We start from the raw sequence: 15,952 nt of genomic DNA, 5'->3' as shown, positions 1-15,952 counted from the left end.
GGTTGCGCGCTGGTCTTGAGGGCATGTCCAGGAGGCGAGTCATCCTCACGCCGGGGCCGTCGTGGCGACCGCCACGGCCAGTGCGGCCCCGAGGCTGAGGAACGGTCCGAATGCGATCGGGGTGCGGCGCCCTGCCCGCCTGGCCACCAGCAGTGCGAGAGCCACGAGGCCGCCCGTGACGAAGGCCAGCACGATGCCGGCGAGTACTGCCGACCAGGAGAACCAGCCGAGCAGTGTGGCGAGGACCGCTGCGAGCTTGGCGTCCCCCAGTCCCAGGCCGGAGGGCGTCAGCAGGCACAGCACGAGGAAGCCTGCACCCACGGCGATGCCGGCGACGGCGGCACGTCCCAGATCTGCCCAACTCCCCTCTCCGAGGAGGACTGATGCCAGCAGACCGGTCAATACCACGACGGCGACGGCGACGACCAGCCGGTCCGGGAGCCGGTGCACCGCGAGGTCGACAGTGACCAGCAGCGCGAGCCCGAGACCGGCAGCGGCGAGGGTTGCTTGCACGGCCGGCCCGACGGGGAGGGCCATCACCCCGGCGCCTGTCAGCGCCGCCAGCAGGATGTGGATCCGCCAGCGCATCCAGCGGTTGCCCGCGTGGCGGGAGGTACTCGCTGTGGTTGAGTTGCCTGGCGTCCCGGACGTGAAACGGCGCACCAGTCCTGTGCTCGCCCACGCCGTCATTCCCAGCAGCAGCGCCCCGGCAACCGATCCCCACATCCGCCCATCATGGCAGCGTCGGTCCCGTCGCCGCTGACACGGAAACCCGACCTGTGGACAGCGGCCTGCTGACGCCCAGATCCGCACCAGAACGCCAGTGTCAGTGGTCGGTGGTGAACTAAGGACATGTTCGAAGACCACTCGCACACCCGCTCTGGTGAGGGGCCCGACGGCGTCCCCTCCCCAGGTGGTGGCCTCGCCACGCTGCGTGGCCGGGTGGATGCGGCGAGGGACGTGGACCGCGGCACACCGGGGTGGTCGTTCGACGCCTCCTGCTCGCAAGCAGCAGAAGTGGTGGCTGAGGCTCCGGCCGGAGCGGAACTGCTAGGCCTACTGGAGGCCGAGGTCGACGGGATGAGGACTCCGGACGAGGGGTTGCTGATCGAGTTGATCGCCGCCGCGGACCGGATCGTGAACCGAGCCGGCGCGTTGCAGGCAGCATTCGTCGCCGAGCTGATGGAACGGCGGCAGGGTTCACGCGGGATCTCGCACACACGCGATGAGATCGCGCTTCGGTTGGCGACCACGGGCCACGCGGCCGAGACCCTGGTCGGACGCGCAGCCGCGTTGGCCGAGGCGCCCGCCGTGGCCGATGCACTGGGGCGCGGGCTCATCACGACCCGCAAGGCGGACCTGATCACCGACGCGACCGAAGGGATGGAGCTGGCCGCCGCACTCACCCTTCAGGAGCACGGAGCCGCCTACGGGCAGGAGCACACGCCCCCGCAGCTGCGGCGCGAGCTGGAGGCGGCCGTACTCGCCGCCGACCCGGCCGGAGCCCAGCGTGGGCGTGAGAAGGCCCACGCCCGGCGGCGGGTCATGTTGGAACCGACGCGGCACGAGATGGCCTGGGTCGGCGCCTACGTGCCGGCCGCGGAAGCCGTCGCTGCCTACACCTGCGTCGACACCCTCGCCGCGGACACCACCGCGGACGATGACCGCACCCTGGACCAGCGCCGCGCCGACGTCTTCACCCAGATCTTCCAGGAGATCCTCACCACCGGTGGGCGCACACTCCCCGAACGGCACGGCCGCCGCCCGGCCGTCCACGTCACGGCGACAGTCCCCGTGCTCGCCGGCGATGACGAGACGCCTGCCGAGCTGCATGGATATGGGCCGATCTCGGCTTCCTCGGCGCGCCGACTGGCAGGGCGCCCAGCGGCAGGCGAGGGCGCGACCGGAGCTGCGCCTGAGACAGGAGCGGCTCCGGCGTCCGCGCCGACGCTTCAGGAACTCCTCGATCCGATGCGGGAGTTCCTCCCGCGGCGCCGGTCGCCGGACCTGCCGGACGGGAGTGATCCGGGGGCGACGGTGGCGTGGATGCGCCTACACCAGTCCGGCGGGAGCGGACACGCCCAGGTCAGTCACTCCTCACCTACGTCACACTCGTCACCTACCTCACACTCTTCAGAAACCGCGCCGGAGCCGAGAGGCGACCCATCACTTGGCACTGGTCGGGCGGCTGCAGATGGCCGAGGAGCGTCAACCGATCGGTCATCTGAGCGTGGCGCTGCAGAGTCTCGTGCTGGTCCAGGTGCTCCCCCGCGCGGCATGAGGAGAACTGATCCGGTGACTGTGATGGGAACGGATCTCGGGCTGGTGTGCACGGACTCCTACGTGCCGTCGCGGCGCCTTCGCGCCCTGGTCATCGATCGCGACCGGACGTGTTGCTTTCCGGGATGCCTCGTGCCGTCGTGGCGGTGCCAGATCGACCACATCGTCCCGTTCGACCCGGCCGTGCCTGCGTGGGCGCAGACCGTGGAGACGAATCTGCAGGCGTTGTGCCGCCACCACCATCAGGGCAAGACCGAACGCGCATTCTCGGTCGAGCGCGACGCGTGGACAGGGATCACCACCTGGCGTACTCGCACGGGGCACGTCTACGTGCGGCTACCTGAGCGCAGCGACCACACGGCGCTCAGTGAGCAACTCCGCGATGATGTGGCGGCCACCTGGACCGGAGAGGAGGACGCTGCAGGAATCAGGCCCGCGCCAGGGAGGCCGTGAGCGCCTGGCGCATCGCATCGACGGGCGCCTCGTGGCCGGTCATGAGGCGCACCTGTTCGCAGGCCTGGTGCAGCAGCATCAGGAAGCCGCTCGCGATGGTTCCTCCCGCCTGCTCCCAGGCGGACGCGGCAGCTGTCGGCCAGTCGGCGTAGACGGCGTCGAGCAGCACCTGCGATGGTGAGAGGTTGGCGCCGGTGAGCCACTCCGCGAGTGGGTCGGCCGCATGTTGCGGCAGCGTCAGGATCACGATGTCCGCCGAACGCAGCAGGCCGGGTGCTTCGGGCCGGTCGAGTGCGATGTACTCCGGATCGAGGCCGGTCTTCGCCGCCGCTCGGCGCACCGCACCGACCCGGGCAAGAGACCGCGCCAGCACCACCGGGTGATGGACACCCAACTCGCCGACGGCAGCCAGTGCCGACGAGGCCGTCGCCCCACCGCCGACGATCACGGCCGAACGCGGCTGCCACCCAGCAGGCGCTACCTCCCGCAGCGAGGCCACCAGGCCGTGGACGTCGGTGTTGGCGGCCACGAGCAACCCGCCCGGCTGACGGAGCAGCGTATTCGCGGCTCCCACCACCTTGGCCAAGCCGTCCACATGGTCCGCGAGTCGTAGCGCCTCGTGCTTGAGCGGCATCGTCAGCGACAAGCCCGCCCAGGAGTCGTCGAGTCCCTCCAGGAACCCGGCCAGCTCGTGCTCATCGACATCGTGGAGCTGATACTCCCAGTCGGTCAGCCCGAGCGCATCGTAGGCGGCCGTGTGGAGGACAGGAGAACGTGAGTGGGCCACCGGGTGTCCGAGGACGGCGGCGCGGCGCGTCACTCCAGCCACGAGACAGTGCCGTTCATGGTCAGTCATCACCATTGCTGCGTTCATTGATGATCGCTCGGTTCTCGTTGTGCTCATCGAGGGTCTCTGCGAAAAGTGACTCACCCGTATCGAGGTCACTGACGAAGTAGCACAGTTGCCCCTCAGCTGGGTCAAGAACCGCTTCGATCGACTGCTGTCCGGGAGAATCGATCGGACCAGGTGGAAGCCCTGGATTGATACGGGTGTTGTACGACGTATCCGCCTCTAGACGTTCCTGCGTCAATGCCTCACCAAGTGTGATGCCCAGCCCGTAGGCAACCGTCGAGTCCATCCCGAGTCGACCGTCGCCACTGCACCCGTCGAGGCGGTTCTCAATCACTAGCGCAACACGAGCCCGTTCATCCTCACGGATGACCTCAGCCTCAATGATCGATGCCTTGATCAGCACGTCCTGACGATCGTCAGCGGGCACCTCGAGACTGTCCAGCATCTCCCCCGTGCGGTCGATCATCGACTGGAGAACATCCTCAGCCGCGTCCTCCGGATGGATGTTGTAGGTGCTCGCCGCGAGCCACCCCTCCATATCGCCACCGGCGACGTCAGGCAGGTAGTCGGCAGCGACTTCGTCCGCAGCTGCCTCGACCTCGCTGACCTCGATCTCTAGACGCTGCGCGATCCGCTCGTAGATCTGACTGGCCCGCCAGCCTTCGGGAATGGTGATCCGATTTCCGGTCAGCGAGGCCGGATCAAGCATCGTCGCGACCGCGTCCTCGGCACTCATCTGCTGCAGCATCGTGTACGTGCCCGGCTGAATCCCGGCGGCGTCAGGATTGGCGTTGAACTCATTGATGAACGCCGTCCGGGTCGCCACCACATCGGCTTCGACCAGTGCCGTGGCCATATCGCTGCCGCTGGAACCCTCCTCGATGACGACCTCGACCTCACCGGACCCCGGGCCCGGGTAGTCGGTGACCTCCGCGGTGGGGTCGGAGTCGGGGTTGAGCAAGGGGCGCACCAGCACCCAGCCACCGCCGACCAGCAGGCCGAGGGCGACGATCATGACGATGAACGAGATGATGTTCCGGCGCCGCTGTGCTCGCTTCCGGGCTCGACGGCGCCTCTCGGCCGTGCGCCGCTCGTGCGCGTCGACGGCATTGCCGGCACCCTGGTTGAACAGGTCGGTCACATGCCCTCCTGAGTCGAAGCGTCCACGTCAGCGTCCGGTTGAGTCTCACCATCCGGGTCCGGGACGATCTCACCGGGTGGCCGTCCCTGACGTCGTTCGGCGTCGAGGGCTGCCTCCAGGATGGTCACCGCCGCCACCTGGTCCACGACCTCGCGGTGCCGCTTCGACTTGCGACCGGCCTGATGCAGCACCTGGTGGGCTGTCACCGTGGTCAGTCGCTCGTCGACGAGACGAACCGGGATCGGACGGACCGCCCGGACCAGGGGCCCACAATACGCCCGCACGCTGAGTGCTGCGGGGCCTTCACCGCCGTCGAGGCTGCGTGGCAGTCCGACGAGCACCTCGATCGGCTCGTACTCGGCGACGATCTCGGCAAGCTCGCGCAGCCCCTCCTGCTCCCCTGACCGCGACACCGTGCGGACCGGGGAGGCAAGGATTCCGTGCAGATCACACCGTGCCACGCCGATCCGTACCGAACCGACGTCGACGGCGATGCGCACGCCTGTGCGGAATGTCACGGCAACGCGTCCAGGTCAGCGGCCACAGCCCGCAGCGCCTCCTCCAGCGTCCCGGCATCGGTGCCGCCCCCCTGGGCGATGTCATCCTTCCCCCCGCCGCCGCCGCCGAGCCTGGTGGCAGCAGTACGCACCAGAGCGCCGGCCTTTGCACCAGCCGCACGTGCGCCGTCGTTGGTGGCCACCACGACCACAGGACGTTCCTTGACCACCGCGCCCAAGGCAACCACAGCTGGTGCAGAGGACCCCAGCCGGTCGCGCACGTCCAGAACGAGCGAGCGGACGTCGTCGGCGGAGGTGAGCTGCCCCAGCGTGGCGGTGACCGCGCGCACTCCCCCGTGCTCAGTGGCCGAAGCGGCCAGCTCGCCCGCGCGGGCCAGGAGCTGCCCTTGCCGGAGCGTGGCCAGCTCCTTCTCCGCATCCTTGAGGCGACCCAGGATCGTCTCGATACGCTCCGGGAGCTCCTCCCCGCGCGCACCCACGAGCTGAGAGATCTGCCCGACCAGGGCATGGGCCTTCGCCTGGTTGTCGTAGGCGCCCTGTCCCACGAGGGCGTCGATCCGGCGTACCCCCGAGCCGATCGAGGACTCCCCCAGCACCGTCACGAGCCCCAAATCGCCCGAACGCTGCACGTGGGTGCCCGCACACAGCTCCTTCGACCAGTCACCGCCGATGGAGACCACCCGCACGCGCTCGCCGTACTTCTCACCGAAGAGGGCCATCGCACCCTGGGCCCGCGCCTCGTCCAGGCTCATCGTGGCATCTGTGACGTCCAGGTTGTCGGCCAGGCGTTCATTCACCCGCTGATCGATCTCGGAGATCACCGAGGACGGAACCGACGACCCGTGCCGGAAGTCGAACCGCAGCCGCGAGGGCGCGTTCTCCGACCCGGCCTGCGTGGCCTGCTCGCCGAGGAACTCGTGCAGGGCCTTGTGCACCATGTGGGTCGCTGTGTGCGCCCGGGCGATCGCCCGGCGGCGGTCGCTGTCGATGGTGGCCACGGCCTGCTCGTCCACCGTGATCGTTCCCTCGGTGAGCGTTCCGCGGTGCACGTGCAACCCCTTCACCGGGGACTGCACGTCCGCCACGTCCACGACGCCACCACCGGCGAGGGTGATGGTGCCCTGGTCGGCGAGCTGACCACCGGCCTCGGCGTAGAACGGGGTCTGGTCGAGGATGACCTCAACATCGGCCGGAGCGGTGGCCACAGGCGAGGCAGTCCCATCCACCACGAGACCGATGACGCGCGCCTGGGCGGCGTGATCGGTGTAGCCGAGGAACGTGTCGGGGCCACCGAGTGCCGTCAGGAAGGACTGATAGACGGCCGAGTCCACGTGACCGGTCTTCTTGGCCAGCGCATCGGCACGCGCACGCTGGCGTTGCTCCGACATCAGGGACCGGAATCCCGCCTCGTCGACCTCGACACCCTGCTCGGCCGCCATCTCCAGGGTCAGGTCGATCGGGAAGCCGTACGTGTCGTGCAGCGCGAACGCTTCCTTGCCCGGCAGCTGGACGCGGGTGCCCGCTCCGGCGGACTTCGCCCGCTGCACGGCTGTGTCCAGGATCGTCGTTCCTGCCGCGAGGGTGCGGCGGAACGCCTCCTCCTCCTCGTAGGCCACCTGGCTGATGGTGGGGAACTGCGTCTCGAGCTCCGGGTAGGACTCCGCCATGGCGTCCTTGGCCACCGGCATCAGCACCGGAAGGGCCGGCTCGTCCACGCCGAGTAGTTTCACGGAACGGACGGCCCTGCGGATGAGCCGGCGCAGCACGTATCCGCGACCATCATTGCCGGGCCGGACGCCGTCACCGATCAGCATCAGGGCCGAGCGCACGTGGTCGGCCACCACCCGCATCTGCACCTGGTCCGGGGCCGGTGAGTTCTGACCGAGGAGGTACCGCGCTCCGGAGAGTTCCTCCATGGTCTGGATCAGCGGGTAGGTCTGGTCGATCTCGTACAGGTTCTCGCGCCCCTGCAGCACCGACGCGAGGCGCTCCAGGCCGAGACCGGTGTCGATCGACTTGCACTCCAGCTCACCCAGCAGCTCGTAGTCCTTGCCGGTGCCGGGGCCGCGGACGAACTGGTCGAAGACGTTGTTGTAGATCTCCAGGTACCGGTCACCACCCGGGTCAACCGTGCCGCCCTCGGCCTCCGGCCCGTACTCCGCACCGCGGTCGTAGTGGAACTCCGCGCAAGGACCGGCCGGACCGGGCTGTCCGGTGTCCCAGAAGTTCTCTTCGCGGGCGAGCTTGACGATGTGCCGCGGATCCACCCCGATGTCGAGCAGAGCGCGCTCCGCCTCAGCGTCCTCGTTCCAGATGGTGACCCAGATCCGGTCGCCGTCCAGCTCGAACCCGCCCGAGTCCGCACCCGAGGTGAGCAGGTCCCAGGAGAACCCGATCGACTCGGTCTTGAAGTAGTCGCCGAACGAGAAGTTGCCGCACATCTGGAAGAACGTGCCGTGCCGGGTGGTGACGCCCACGTTCTCGATGTCGTTGGTGCGGATGCACTTCTGGACGCTGACGGCCCGGGAGTACGGCGCCTTCTCCGTGCCGACGATGTACGGGATGAACGGCACCATCCCGGCGATCGTGAACAGGATCGAGGGGTCCGGGGAAACGAGCGGGGCGCTCGGCACCACGGTGTGACCGCGGTCGGCGAAGTAGGTCAGCCAGCGGTTGCGGATCTCGGCGGTACGCATGGGTTCTCGTTCGGTCGCTTCGTCAGGGGCTGGGCACCCAGGGGGCACCGGGTGGGGCGCCACCCGTGGGTGAGGGGCTAGAGCGTGTCGTCGAGGTCGTCCGGCCAGAGGGCCGGAGCGTTCCGGGCAGCGCGGTTCTGGCGAGCGCGCGCCTGCTCCTCCTCGCTCGGCAGCAGTGCCGACGTCAATCTGTCCTCGTGCTCGGCCATGGAGTCTCGTAGCTGGTCGGTCAGATCACGGGCGGCCACAGCGAGCGTCGTGACGGACTCGGCCAGTCCCGCCGGGCTCACCGCGTGGGCGATCGCGCCCACGCGCTCGTTTGCCTTCCCCATCTGGCGCAGGACCACCACCGTGACGGCGACGCCGACACCCACCCACAGGAGTCGCTTCACTTGGACTTCTCCCCCTTGCCGAACATGCCACGTACGGCGAGTGAGAAGGCGGCCACCTTGATCAGCGGCGCACCGACCGTCGCGGCCACCAGGGAGGTCAGCGCCGAGACATTCGTCGACACCTCCGCCGCCGCCGTGGTCACGGTATCGACCTTGCTGATCTGGCTGTTGGTAGAGCTGATCGTGACCGCGGCCTCGTCGATCACGGGCAGCGTGTGCTCGGTGACGTCCGCAAGGCTCTTGCGAGCCTCGTCCATCACCCGGCCCAGTTTCAGCAACGGCACCGCGAGGGCGCCGACCAGCAGCACGAATGCGATCGCGGCGATGAGGCCGGCGATGTCACCTACAGACATGGGGTGTGGTTCTCCTACCGAGACGTGCGAACAGGCTCTGGGGTGGACCCTACCGGGCGTACGGCTCGTCGCGTGAGACGACAACGCCCCGGGCATGGCCGGTGAAGACCTCGCCCGGGGCGTCGCACGTGAGGATCAGCGCGAGTAGTGCTCGACGACCAGCTGCACGTCGCAGGTGATCGGCACCTCGGCACGCTTCGGGCGGCGGGTCAGCTCGAAGCGCAGCTTCTCGATCTGCACCTCGAGGTACTCCGGCGCTGCGGGCAGGACATCCCGGTGGGCGCCGGCCGCGGCGACCTGGAACGGCACCATCGTCTGGCTGCGGGGCTTGACCTGCACGACCTGACCCGGCTTGACCCGGAAGGAAGGACGGTCGACCAACTTGCCGTCGACGAGGATGTGGCGGTGCACGACCGCCTGACGGGCCTGGGCGATGGTGCGGCCGAAGCCGGCGCGCAGCACCAGCGCGTCCAGACGCATCTCGAGCAGCTCGACCAGCGACTCACCGGTCAGGCCCTGCTCGTGGCGGGCCTCGACGAAGGCGCGGCGCAGCTGAGCCTCGCGGAGCCCGTACTGGGCGCGCAGACGCTGCTTCTCCTTCAGACGGACGGCGTAGTCGGAGTCGGTCCGGCGACGGGCGCGGCCGTGCTCACCCGGCGGGTAGGGGCGCTTCTCGAAGTACTTGACGGCCTTCGGGGTCAGGGCCAGTCCGAGCGAACGGGAAAGCCGGACCTGCCGGCGCGTGCGGTTCTGCGATGCCATGCGGCGAATCTTCCTGTCGTGTCGATGATGACGTCACACCACACTCCGCGAGACGAATTCGCGGGGAGCGGGGTGTGGGGCCAACTCCGGGAGGCGTTCCGAGTGGAACGATCCGTCGGCTAAGACCCCAGGCGTGCCCGTGCGGACAACCCCCACACTCTACCCCATCGTGACCGCCGGCAGTTCTCACGGGGGCACGTGCACGGCAGATCAGCGCCCCAGCATCGACCGGATCCGATCGAGCCGCTCAGTCAGTGCACGTTCGAAACCCCGATCGGTGGGCTGGTAGTAGCGCGCTCCCGCGAGATCCTCCGGCAGGTACTCCTGCCGGGCCACACCGTGCGGTTCGTCGTGGGAGTACACGTACCCGGCGCCGTGGCCGATCCGCTGAGCGCCGGCGTAGTGCGAGTCGCGCAGGTGCGCCGGAACGAGCCCGATCTTGCCGGCCTGCACGTCAGCGATGGCGGCGTTGATCCCCGCATAGGACGCGTTCGACTTCGGAGCACTCGCGACGTGCACCACGGCCTGCGCCAAGATGATGCGCGCTTCGGGCATCCCGATCAGCGCAACCGCCTGCGCCGCGGCCACGGCCGTCTGCAGCGCCGTGGGGTCGGCCATCCCGACGTCCTCCGAGGCAGCGATCACGACCCGGCGGGCGATGAACCGGGGGTCCTCCCCCGCCACCACCATCCTCGCGAGGTAGTGCAGTGCCGCGTCCACATCGCTGCCGCGCATGGACTTGATGAAGGCGCTGATCACGTCGTAATGCTGATCGCCGGCGCGGTCATACCTGACCGCGGCCACGTCGATCGCCCGCTCCATCGCGTCCAGGCTGATGCTGTCAGCTCCTGCCCCGACCGCGGTGCCCGCCGCAGCCTCGAGGATCGTCAGTGCCTTCCGCGCGTCGCCGCCGGCGAGCCGCAGCAGGTACTCCCGGGCCTCCTCGTCCAGTTCCACCTCACCGGACAGCCCGCGCTCATCGGTCAGCGCACGCGTGATCAACGCATCGAGGTCAGCGGTCTCCAACGAACGCAGCGTCAGCATGATCGACCGTGACAGCAACGGCGAGATCACTGAGAAGGACGGATTCTCGGTGGTGGCGGCCATCAACGTCACCCACCGGTTCTCCACCGCGGGCAGCAGTGCGTCCTGCTGCGTCTTGGAGAAGCGGTGCACCTCGTCGATGAAGAGCACCGTCTCCTCACCCGATCCGGCCAGGCGCCGCCGGGCATCCGCGATCACCGTCCGCACCTCCTTCACCCCCGCGGTGACGGCGGACAACTCCACGAATCGCCGCCCGGAGACGTGTGCCACCAGATATGCCAATGTGGTCTTACCCGTGCCGGGAGGCCCCCACAGCACCACCGATGACGGTGGCAGCGCACCAGCGATGGGCGGGTCGATGAGACGCCGCAACGGCGAACCGGACTCCAGCAGGTGGGCTTGCCCGAGCACCTCCTCCGGACGTGCCGGCCGCATCCGCACGGCGAGCGGCGCCGTCGACGATGCCTGTGGGACCCCGGAGTCGTCGGTCCCGGCTGCCTCGAACAGATCCACACGCCAGAGCCTACGCGCCCGTACCGGGCGCTCCCGCCTGCGATGATGTGCACGTGTTCGATCGTCTCGGAGCTCTCACCGCACACGCGCCTCGTCGCATCGTCGCCGTCTGGGTCATCCTCGTAGCCCTCGCCGCCACGCTCGCCCTGACCGGATTCGGCGCCGGTGGATTGTTCGAGCGCCTGCACAGCGGCGAGCCTCGCGTACCCGGCTCCGAGAGCCAGGAAGCCCGCACCATCATCGAGGACGCCGGCGACGAGGGCGCGAGCGTCACGGCGGTGATGAACGGGGTCGATCTGGACTCCCCGGAGACGCTCGCCGAGACCTCACGCGCCGCTGCCCGGTTGCACTCGGTGCTGCTGGCCGATGACCGCATCGACACTGTCGTCGATCCGTTCATCGTGCCCGGTGGGCCGCAGTCGGAGGCCGCAGCAGCGCTCCTGGCCGAGGAGGGCACGGGCTTCCTCGTCACGGTCGGGCTCGCCCCGGGCCTCGACGCCGACGCCGAGGCCACAGCCCACGACGACGTCCTCGCCGAGCTGCGCACCTTCGCCGAGGACGTCGGTGCCGAGGCGCAACTGACCAGCGGCACGCTCATCACCGACGCGATCATCCACCAGATGGAGGAGGACCTCACCACCGGCGAGATGGTCGCTCTGCCGATCTCCCTGCTGATCATGGTCGTCGTCTTCGGCGGCTTCCTCGCCGCCGGGATGCCACTGGCGGGTGCGCTCGCCTCGATCGCCGGCGGACTTGCTGTGCTGTGGGGTTTCTCGGCAGTCATCGATCTGGAATCGGTGGTGGTCAACGTCGTCACGGTGCTGGGGCTGGGGCTCTCGATCGACTACGGGCTGCTGATCGTCTCCCGCTTCCGGGAGGAGATCCGCCGAGCCGTCGATGAGGAGGAGGCGCAGCTCGCCGCCACCGGGCCGATCCCGACGGGGCGTGTGCGCCGGGAGCGCCGCAAAGGCCGGGGTGATGCAGCCGTGATCCGCGCCACGCGGCGCACTCTGACCACAGCCGGCCGGACCGTCACCTTCTCGGCGATCACCGTCGCGGTCGCGGTGGCCGGTCTGCTGCTCCTGCGCCCCGACATCCTCCGCTCGCTCGGTGCGGCCGGCGTGTCCGTCGTGGCTCTCGCCGTGCTCTCCGCCCTGACCCTGGTCCCCGCCCTGCTGGCCTGGCGTGGCCGCCGGATGCTGCGCCCCAGTGCCCTCTCCCGTATTCCAGGCGTGCGGTCCGTGCTGGGCAGGTTCGGCGAGACCGCACCCTCGAGCGGGCTGTTCTCCGCCCTGGCCGGTCGCGTCCAGCGGCATCCGTGGTGGGTGATGATCGGCACCGCCGCCGTCCTGATGCTGCTCGCCTCCCCGTTGCTGGGACTGCAGCTGCGCAACTCCACAGTCGAGATGCTGCCCCCCGGAACCGAGCAACGCGAGGTGATCGACACCCTCGACGAGCAGTACCCGGCCCTGGCCGACGCCCCTGTGCAGGTGCTGGTGGAGTCCGGCGGTGCGCAGACACTCTCCGATGAGATCGCCGACATAGCCGGTGTCGAGCGGATCGATCCCCCGCAGAGCCTCGACGAGGACTACGAGGTGCTGGGAGTGCACCTGGCGGACTCGGTCGACCCCGGGGGCAGCTCTGCCGAGGGCGTCGTGGATGAGATCCGCCAGTTGCGTGAGTCCTCCGAGGCGACCTACTGGGTGTTCGGGCAAGCGGCCAACCAGATCGACTTCACCGAGGCGCTGATCGCCGGAATCCCCCTCGCGGCGGGTGTGGTGGTGCTCGCCACCTTCATCCTGTTGTTCGCGATGACCGGATCGGTACTGGTGCCCGCGAAGGCCCTGGTGGTGAACCTCCTCTCCCTGGCCGCCTCGGTGGGCGTGACCACCTGGGTCTTCCAGGAGGGCAACCTCAGCGGTCTGCTCGGGTTCGAACCGGTCGGCGGCCTGGAGTCCTACGTCGTGGCAGTGGTCGTCGCCTTCGGGTTCGGGCTCGCGATGGACTACGAGGTCTTCCTCATCGCCCGCATCAAGGAGTTCTACGACGCCGGACCGGGGGGCCGGGAAGGCAACGACGCCGCCGTCCGCGACGGTCTGCAGCAGTCGGGTCGCATCATCACCTCGGCCGCCGCCGTGATCGTCGTGGTCTTCGCCGGATTCGTCAGCGGCGAGTTGGTCGTCATCAAGCAGGCCGGGTTTGCCCTGGCCGTCACCGTGATCATCGATGCCACTCTGGTCCGGATGCTGCTGGTGCCGGCCACGATGACGCTGCTGGGGCACCGCAACTGGTGGGCTCCGCGGCCATTGCGCGCCCTGCACCGCCGGATCGCCATCACGCACTGACGCCCACGGCACCGCCTCACGGGCGCCGGCTCTCCCACTCCTGCGCGAGCGTGAAGCCCAGTCGCTGGTACACCCGTCTCGCCGTCACGTTGCTGGCGTACAGCCCGAGGCTCACCTGCCCCGTGGCCGCCAGGCCGTCCCGGGTCACTGCGGCCGTGACCGCCGTTGCCAGCCCCCGACGGCGCAGGTCGGGGTGGGTGACGATCGAACCCAGGTGCACCTCGTCGGTCCACCCGCTCGCCGCCGCCATCGCGCCGAGCCGACCGCCGCGATCGCGCCAGCCGAACCACCGTGTCCCCGGCTTGTCGAGGCGGGTGTAGGTGTCCGGGAGAACCAACTTCTGTAGCGCGGTCATCTCGGGCAGATCCCGGGACAGATCGAGTTCGACCACCTCATCCTCGCCCGCCTGATGCACCGGCGCCCGGGTGCTGACCATCCAGTCCCAGTGGCTGGCCCTGGTTGTCCCCAAGGACGCCCGCACCGGCGCCGGAAGCAGATCCCAGGTGCCCCGGGTGAGACTGACCACCGCCACGTGCCCGGGTGAGATGCCACTGCCGGGGTGAGGGACGCCGTCGGGGGTGAACGCCTCGGCGACCACACGAGCAAGTCCGGCGGGCGGGCCCACTCCGACCAGGGAGCGCATGGATTCGCCCGCGTCAACGCTCAGGGCAAGCGCCTCGGGGGTCGCCCACCAGATCGCCTGCCGGTACCGCGGGACGTCCGCTCGCAGTACCGGCAGGCTCGACCAGGGGTCACCAAGATCGGCGAGCGATCCCAGGCGGCGGAAGGTCGCCGTCACGGGCCTACTGCGCAGGTGCGGGAGCCTGTGCCTCGCCCTTCGGCTCAGGCTTGGCGTCCACCCCGGCCTCCTTGCGCTGCTGCGGGGAGATCGGGGCCGGTGCACCTGTCAACGGGTCGTACCCGCCGCCGGACTTCGGGAAGGCGATGACATCGCGAATGGAGTCCGCACGCGAGAGCAGGGCCACGATGCGGTCCCAGCCGAACGCGATCCCGCCATGGGGCGGGGCGCCATAGGAGAACGCCTCCAGCAGGAAACCGAACTTCTCCTCGGCCTCTTCCTGGCCGATGCCCATCACCTCGAACACCCGCTGCTGGACGTCCTTGCGGTGGATACGGATCGAACCACCGCCGATCTCGTTGCCGTTACAGACGATGTCGTAGGCGTACGCGAGCGCGCTGCCCGGGTCCGACTCGAAGGTGTCGATCCACTCCGGCGTCGGGGACGTGAAGGCGTGATGCACCGCCGTCCAGGCGCCACCGCCGACCGCGACGTCGTCGTCCTCGCCCGTGGGCTTGAACAGCGGCGCGTCGACCACCCAGACGAACGACCACGCAGACTCATCGATCAGCTCCTGCCGCCGGCCGATCTCGAGCCGCGCGGCTCCCAGCAGGGCCCGCGACTCGGACTGCTTCCCCGCAGCGAAGAACACGCAGTCACCCGGCTGAGCGCCCACGGCCTCCACCAAGCCGGCACGCTCGGCCTCGGAGAGGTTCTTCGCCACCGGTCCGCCGAGCTCGCCGTCCTCGGCCACGGTGACATACGCCAGCCCCTTGGCACCGCGCTGCTTGGCCCACTCCTGCCACGCGTCGAACTGACGGCGAGGCTGCGAGCCGCCACCGGGCATCACCACCGCGCCCACATAGGGGGCCTGGAAGACCCGGAACGGGGTGTCGGCGAAGTAGTCGGTCAGCTCGACCAGCTCCAGGCCGAAGCGCAGGTCCGGCTTGTCGGTACCGTAGCGGCGCATCGCATCCGCATAGGTCATCCGCGGGATCGGAGCGGTGATCTCGTATCCGATCAACTTCCACAGCGAGATGAGGATCTGCTCGGCGAGGGCGATCACGTCGTCCTGGTCGACGAAGCTCATCTCCACATCGAGCTGGGTGAACTCCGGCTGCCGGTCCGCACGGAAGTCCTCATCGCGATAGCAGCGGGCGATCTGGTAGTACCGCTCCATCCCGGCCACCATGAGCAGCTGCTTGAACAGCTGAGGCGACTGCGGCAGCGCATACCAGGAACCGGGCGCGAGCCGCGCGGGCACGACGAAATCGCGTGCCCCCTCCGGCGTGGAACGGGTCAGGGTGGGGGTCTCGATCTCAACGAAGCCCGCCTCGTCGAGGACGGTCCGAGCGGCACGGTTCACCTGCGACCGTAGCCGGATCGCCGACGCCGGCCCGGGACGGCGAAGGTCCAAGTAGCGGTGCGCCAGGCGCACCTCCTCGCCCACGGTGACCTGCGCGTCGATCGCGGTCGAGACCTGGAACGGCAACGGCGCGCTCTCGTTCAGCACGAGAACCTCGTTCGCGATCACCTCGATCTCACCGGTACCGAGGTTCGGGTTGGCGTTGCCCTCAGGCCGCGCGCTGATCTCGCCGGTCACCTGCAGCACGAACTCCGACCGCAGCGGGTGGGCGACCTCCTCGTCCCGCACTACCACCTGCACGATCCCCGAGGAATCCCGCAGGTCGAGGAATGCCACCCCACCATGATCCCGGCGACGATCCACCCACCCGGTCAGGGTGACGGTGGTGCCGATGTCGCCGGCACGCAGAATGCCGGCCTGGTGGGTGCGAAGCACGA

The 15,952-nt window shown here is 69.1% G+C and carries 13 protein-coding genes; 2 read left to right on the top strand and 11 right to left on the bottom strand.

Annotated features, from left to right (window positions below):
* Positions 1–45 precede the first annotated feature (45 nt).
* Positions 46–726 carry a prepilin peptidase gene (locus tag FV560_RS07310; RefSeq protein WP_159620836.1) on the bottom strand — a complete coding sequence of 227 codons (681 nt, stop codon included), beginning with the start codon at positions 724–726 and terminating at the stop codon, positions 46–48.
* Positions 727–852: 126 nt separating this feature from the next.
* On the opposite strand from FV560_RS07310, the gene FV560_RS07305 reads away from it, so the two are divergent.
* A complete protein-coding gene (locus tag FV560_RS07305; protein WP_159620835.1) occupies positions 853–2,733 on the top strand; it encodes an HNH endonuclease signature motif containing protein in 1,881 nt (626 codons plus the stop codon).
* Here the strand turns inward: FV560_RS07305 and FV560_RS07300 are convergent.
* The 8 genes from FV560_RS07300 to FV560_RS07265 form a co-directional block, all read right to left on the bottom strand.
* Positions 2,708–3,553, bottom strand: coding sequence for a shikimate dehydrogenase (locus FV560_RS07300; protein WP_235019981.1), 846 nt, complete (start codon positions 3,551–3,553; stop codon positions 2,708–2,710). The two genes, FV560_RS07305 and FV560_RS07300, sit on opposite strands and share 26 nt — an antisense overlap.
* A gap of 28 nt (positions 3,554–3,581) precedes the next feature.
* Positions 3,582–4,727: an endolytic transglycosylase MltG gene (gene mltG, locus FV560_RS07295; RefSeq protein WP_159620833.1), complete on the bottom strand. Its 1,146-nt coding sequence runs from the start codon at positions 4,725–4,727 to the stop codon at positions 3,582–3,584.
* Positions 4,724–5,245, bottom strand: a complete 522-nt coding sequence (gene ruvX, locus FV560_RS07290) for a Holliday junction resolvase RuvX (RefSeq protein ID WP_235019980.1) — start codon at positions 5,243–5,245, stop codon at positions 4,724–4,726. The genes mltG and ruvX overlap by 4 nt, the downstream gene beginning before the upstream one ends.
* Positions 5,242–7,941: an alanine--tRNA ligase gene (gene alaS, locus FV560_RS07285; protein ID WP_159620832.1), complete on the bottom strand. Its 2,700-nt coding sequence runs from the start codon at positions 7,939–7,941 to the stop codon at positions 5,242–5,244. Before alaS ends, ruvX begins: the two co-directional genes overlap by 4 nt.
* Positions 7,942–8,018: 77 nt before the next feature.
* Positions 8,019–8,333, bottom strand: a complete 315-nt coding sequence (locus tag FV560_RS07280; RefSeq protein WP_159620831.1) for a hypothetical protein — start codon at positions 8,331–8,333, stop codon at positions 8,019–8,021.
* Positions 8,330–8,686 carry a DUF948 domain-containing protein gene (locus FV560_RS07275; RefSeq protein WP_159620830.1) on the bottom strand — a complete coding sequence of 119 codons (357 nt, stop codon included), beginning with the start codon at positions 8,684–8,686 and terminating at the stop codon, positions 8,330–8,332. The genes FV560_RS07280 and FV560_RS07275 overlap by 4 nt, the downstream gene beginning before the upstream one ends.
* Before the next feature lie 135 nt (positions 8,687–8,821).
* Positions 8,822–9,448: a 30S ribosomal protein S4 gene (gene rpsD / locus FV560_RS07270; protein ID WP_159620829.1), complete on the bottom strand. Its 627-nt coding sequence runs from the start codon at positions 9,446–9,448 to the stop codon at positions 8,822–8,824.
* Positions 9,449–9,658: 210 nt separating this feature from the next.
* Complete coding sequence (locus FV560_RS07265; protein ID WP_159620828.1) at positions 9,659–11,005, bottom strand: replication-associated recombination protein A; 1,347 nt, start codon at positions 11,003–11,005, stop codon at positions 9,659–9,661.
* A gap of 53 nt (positions 11,006–11,058) precedes the next feature.
* Here FV560_RS07265 and FV560_RS07260 point away from each other — a divergent pair, with 53 nt between their 5' ends.
* The gene (locus tag FV560_RS07260) at positions 11,059–13,350 is read left to right on the top strand and encodes an MMPL family transporter (protein ID WP_235019979.1); all 2,292 of its coding nucleotides are present in this window, start codon (positions 11,059–11,061) and stop codon (positions 13,348–13,350) included.
* A 16-nt stretch (positions 13,351–13,366) separates the two neighbouring features.
* On the opposite strand, the gene FV560_RS07255 is transcribed toward FV560_RS07260, so the two are convergent.
* Both FV560_RS07255 and aspS read right to left on the bottom strand, forming a co-directional pair.
* Positions 13,367–14,149 carry a GNAT family N-acetyltransferase gene (locus FV560_RS07255; RefSeq protein ID WP_159620826.1) on the bottom strand — a complete coding sequence of 261 codons (783 nt, stop codon included), beginning with the start codon at positions 14,147–14,149 and terminating at the stop codon, positions 13,367–13,369.
* Between the two features lie 4 nt (positions 14,150–14,153).
* Complete coding sequence (gene aspS, locus FV560_RS07250) at positions 14,154–15,950, bottom strand: aspartate--tRNA ligase (RefSeq protein ID WP_159620825.1); 1,797 nt, start codon at positions 15,948–15,950, stop codon at positions 14,154–14,156.
* Positions 15,951–15,952: the final 2 nt, after the last annotated feature.

Origin of the sequence: Ruania rhizosphaerae (assembly GCF_009805705.1) — a bacterium.
Lineage (GTDB): Bacteria > Actinomycetota > Actinomycetes > Actinomycetales > Beutenbergiaceae > Ruania > Ruania rhizosphaerae.
Note: the sequence above shows the minus strand (reverse complement) of the source record. Positions and strands in the feature narration are given on the sequence as shown.

Coding starts and splice junctions, on each gene's coding strand:
- FV560_RS07275 (WP_159620830.1), bottom strand. CDS start 8,686: ATGTCTGTAGGTGACATCGCCGGCCTCATCGCCGCGATCGCATTCGTG.
- alaS (WP_159620832.1), bottom strand. CDS start 7,941: ATGCGTACCGCCGAGATCCGCAACCGCTGGCTGACCTACTTCGCCGAC.
- FV560_RS07305 (WP_159620835.1), top strand. CDS start 853: ATGTTCGAAGACCACTCGCACACCCGCTCTGGTGAGGGGCCCGACGGC.
- rpsD (WP_159620829.1), bottom strand. CDS start 9,448: ATGGCATCGCAGAACCGCACGCGCCGGCAGGTCCGGCTTTCCCGTTCG.
- FV560_RS07310 (WP_159620836.1), bottom strand. CDS start 726: ATGTGGGGATCGGTTGCCGGGGCGCTGCTGCTGGGAATGACGGCGTGG.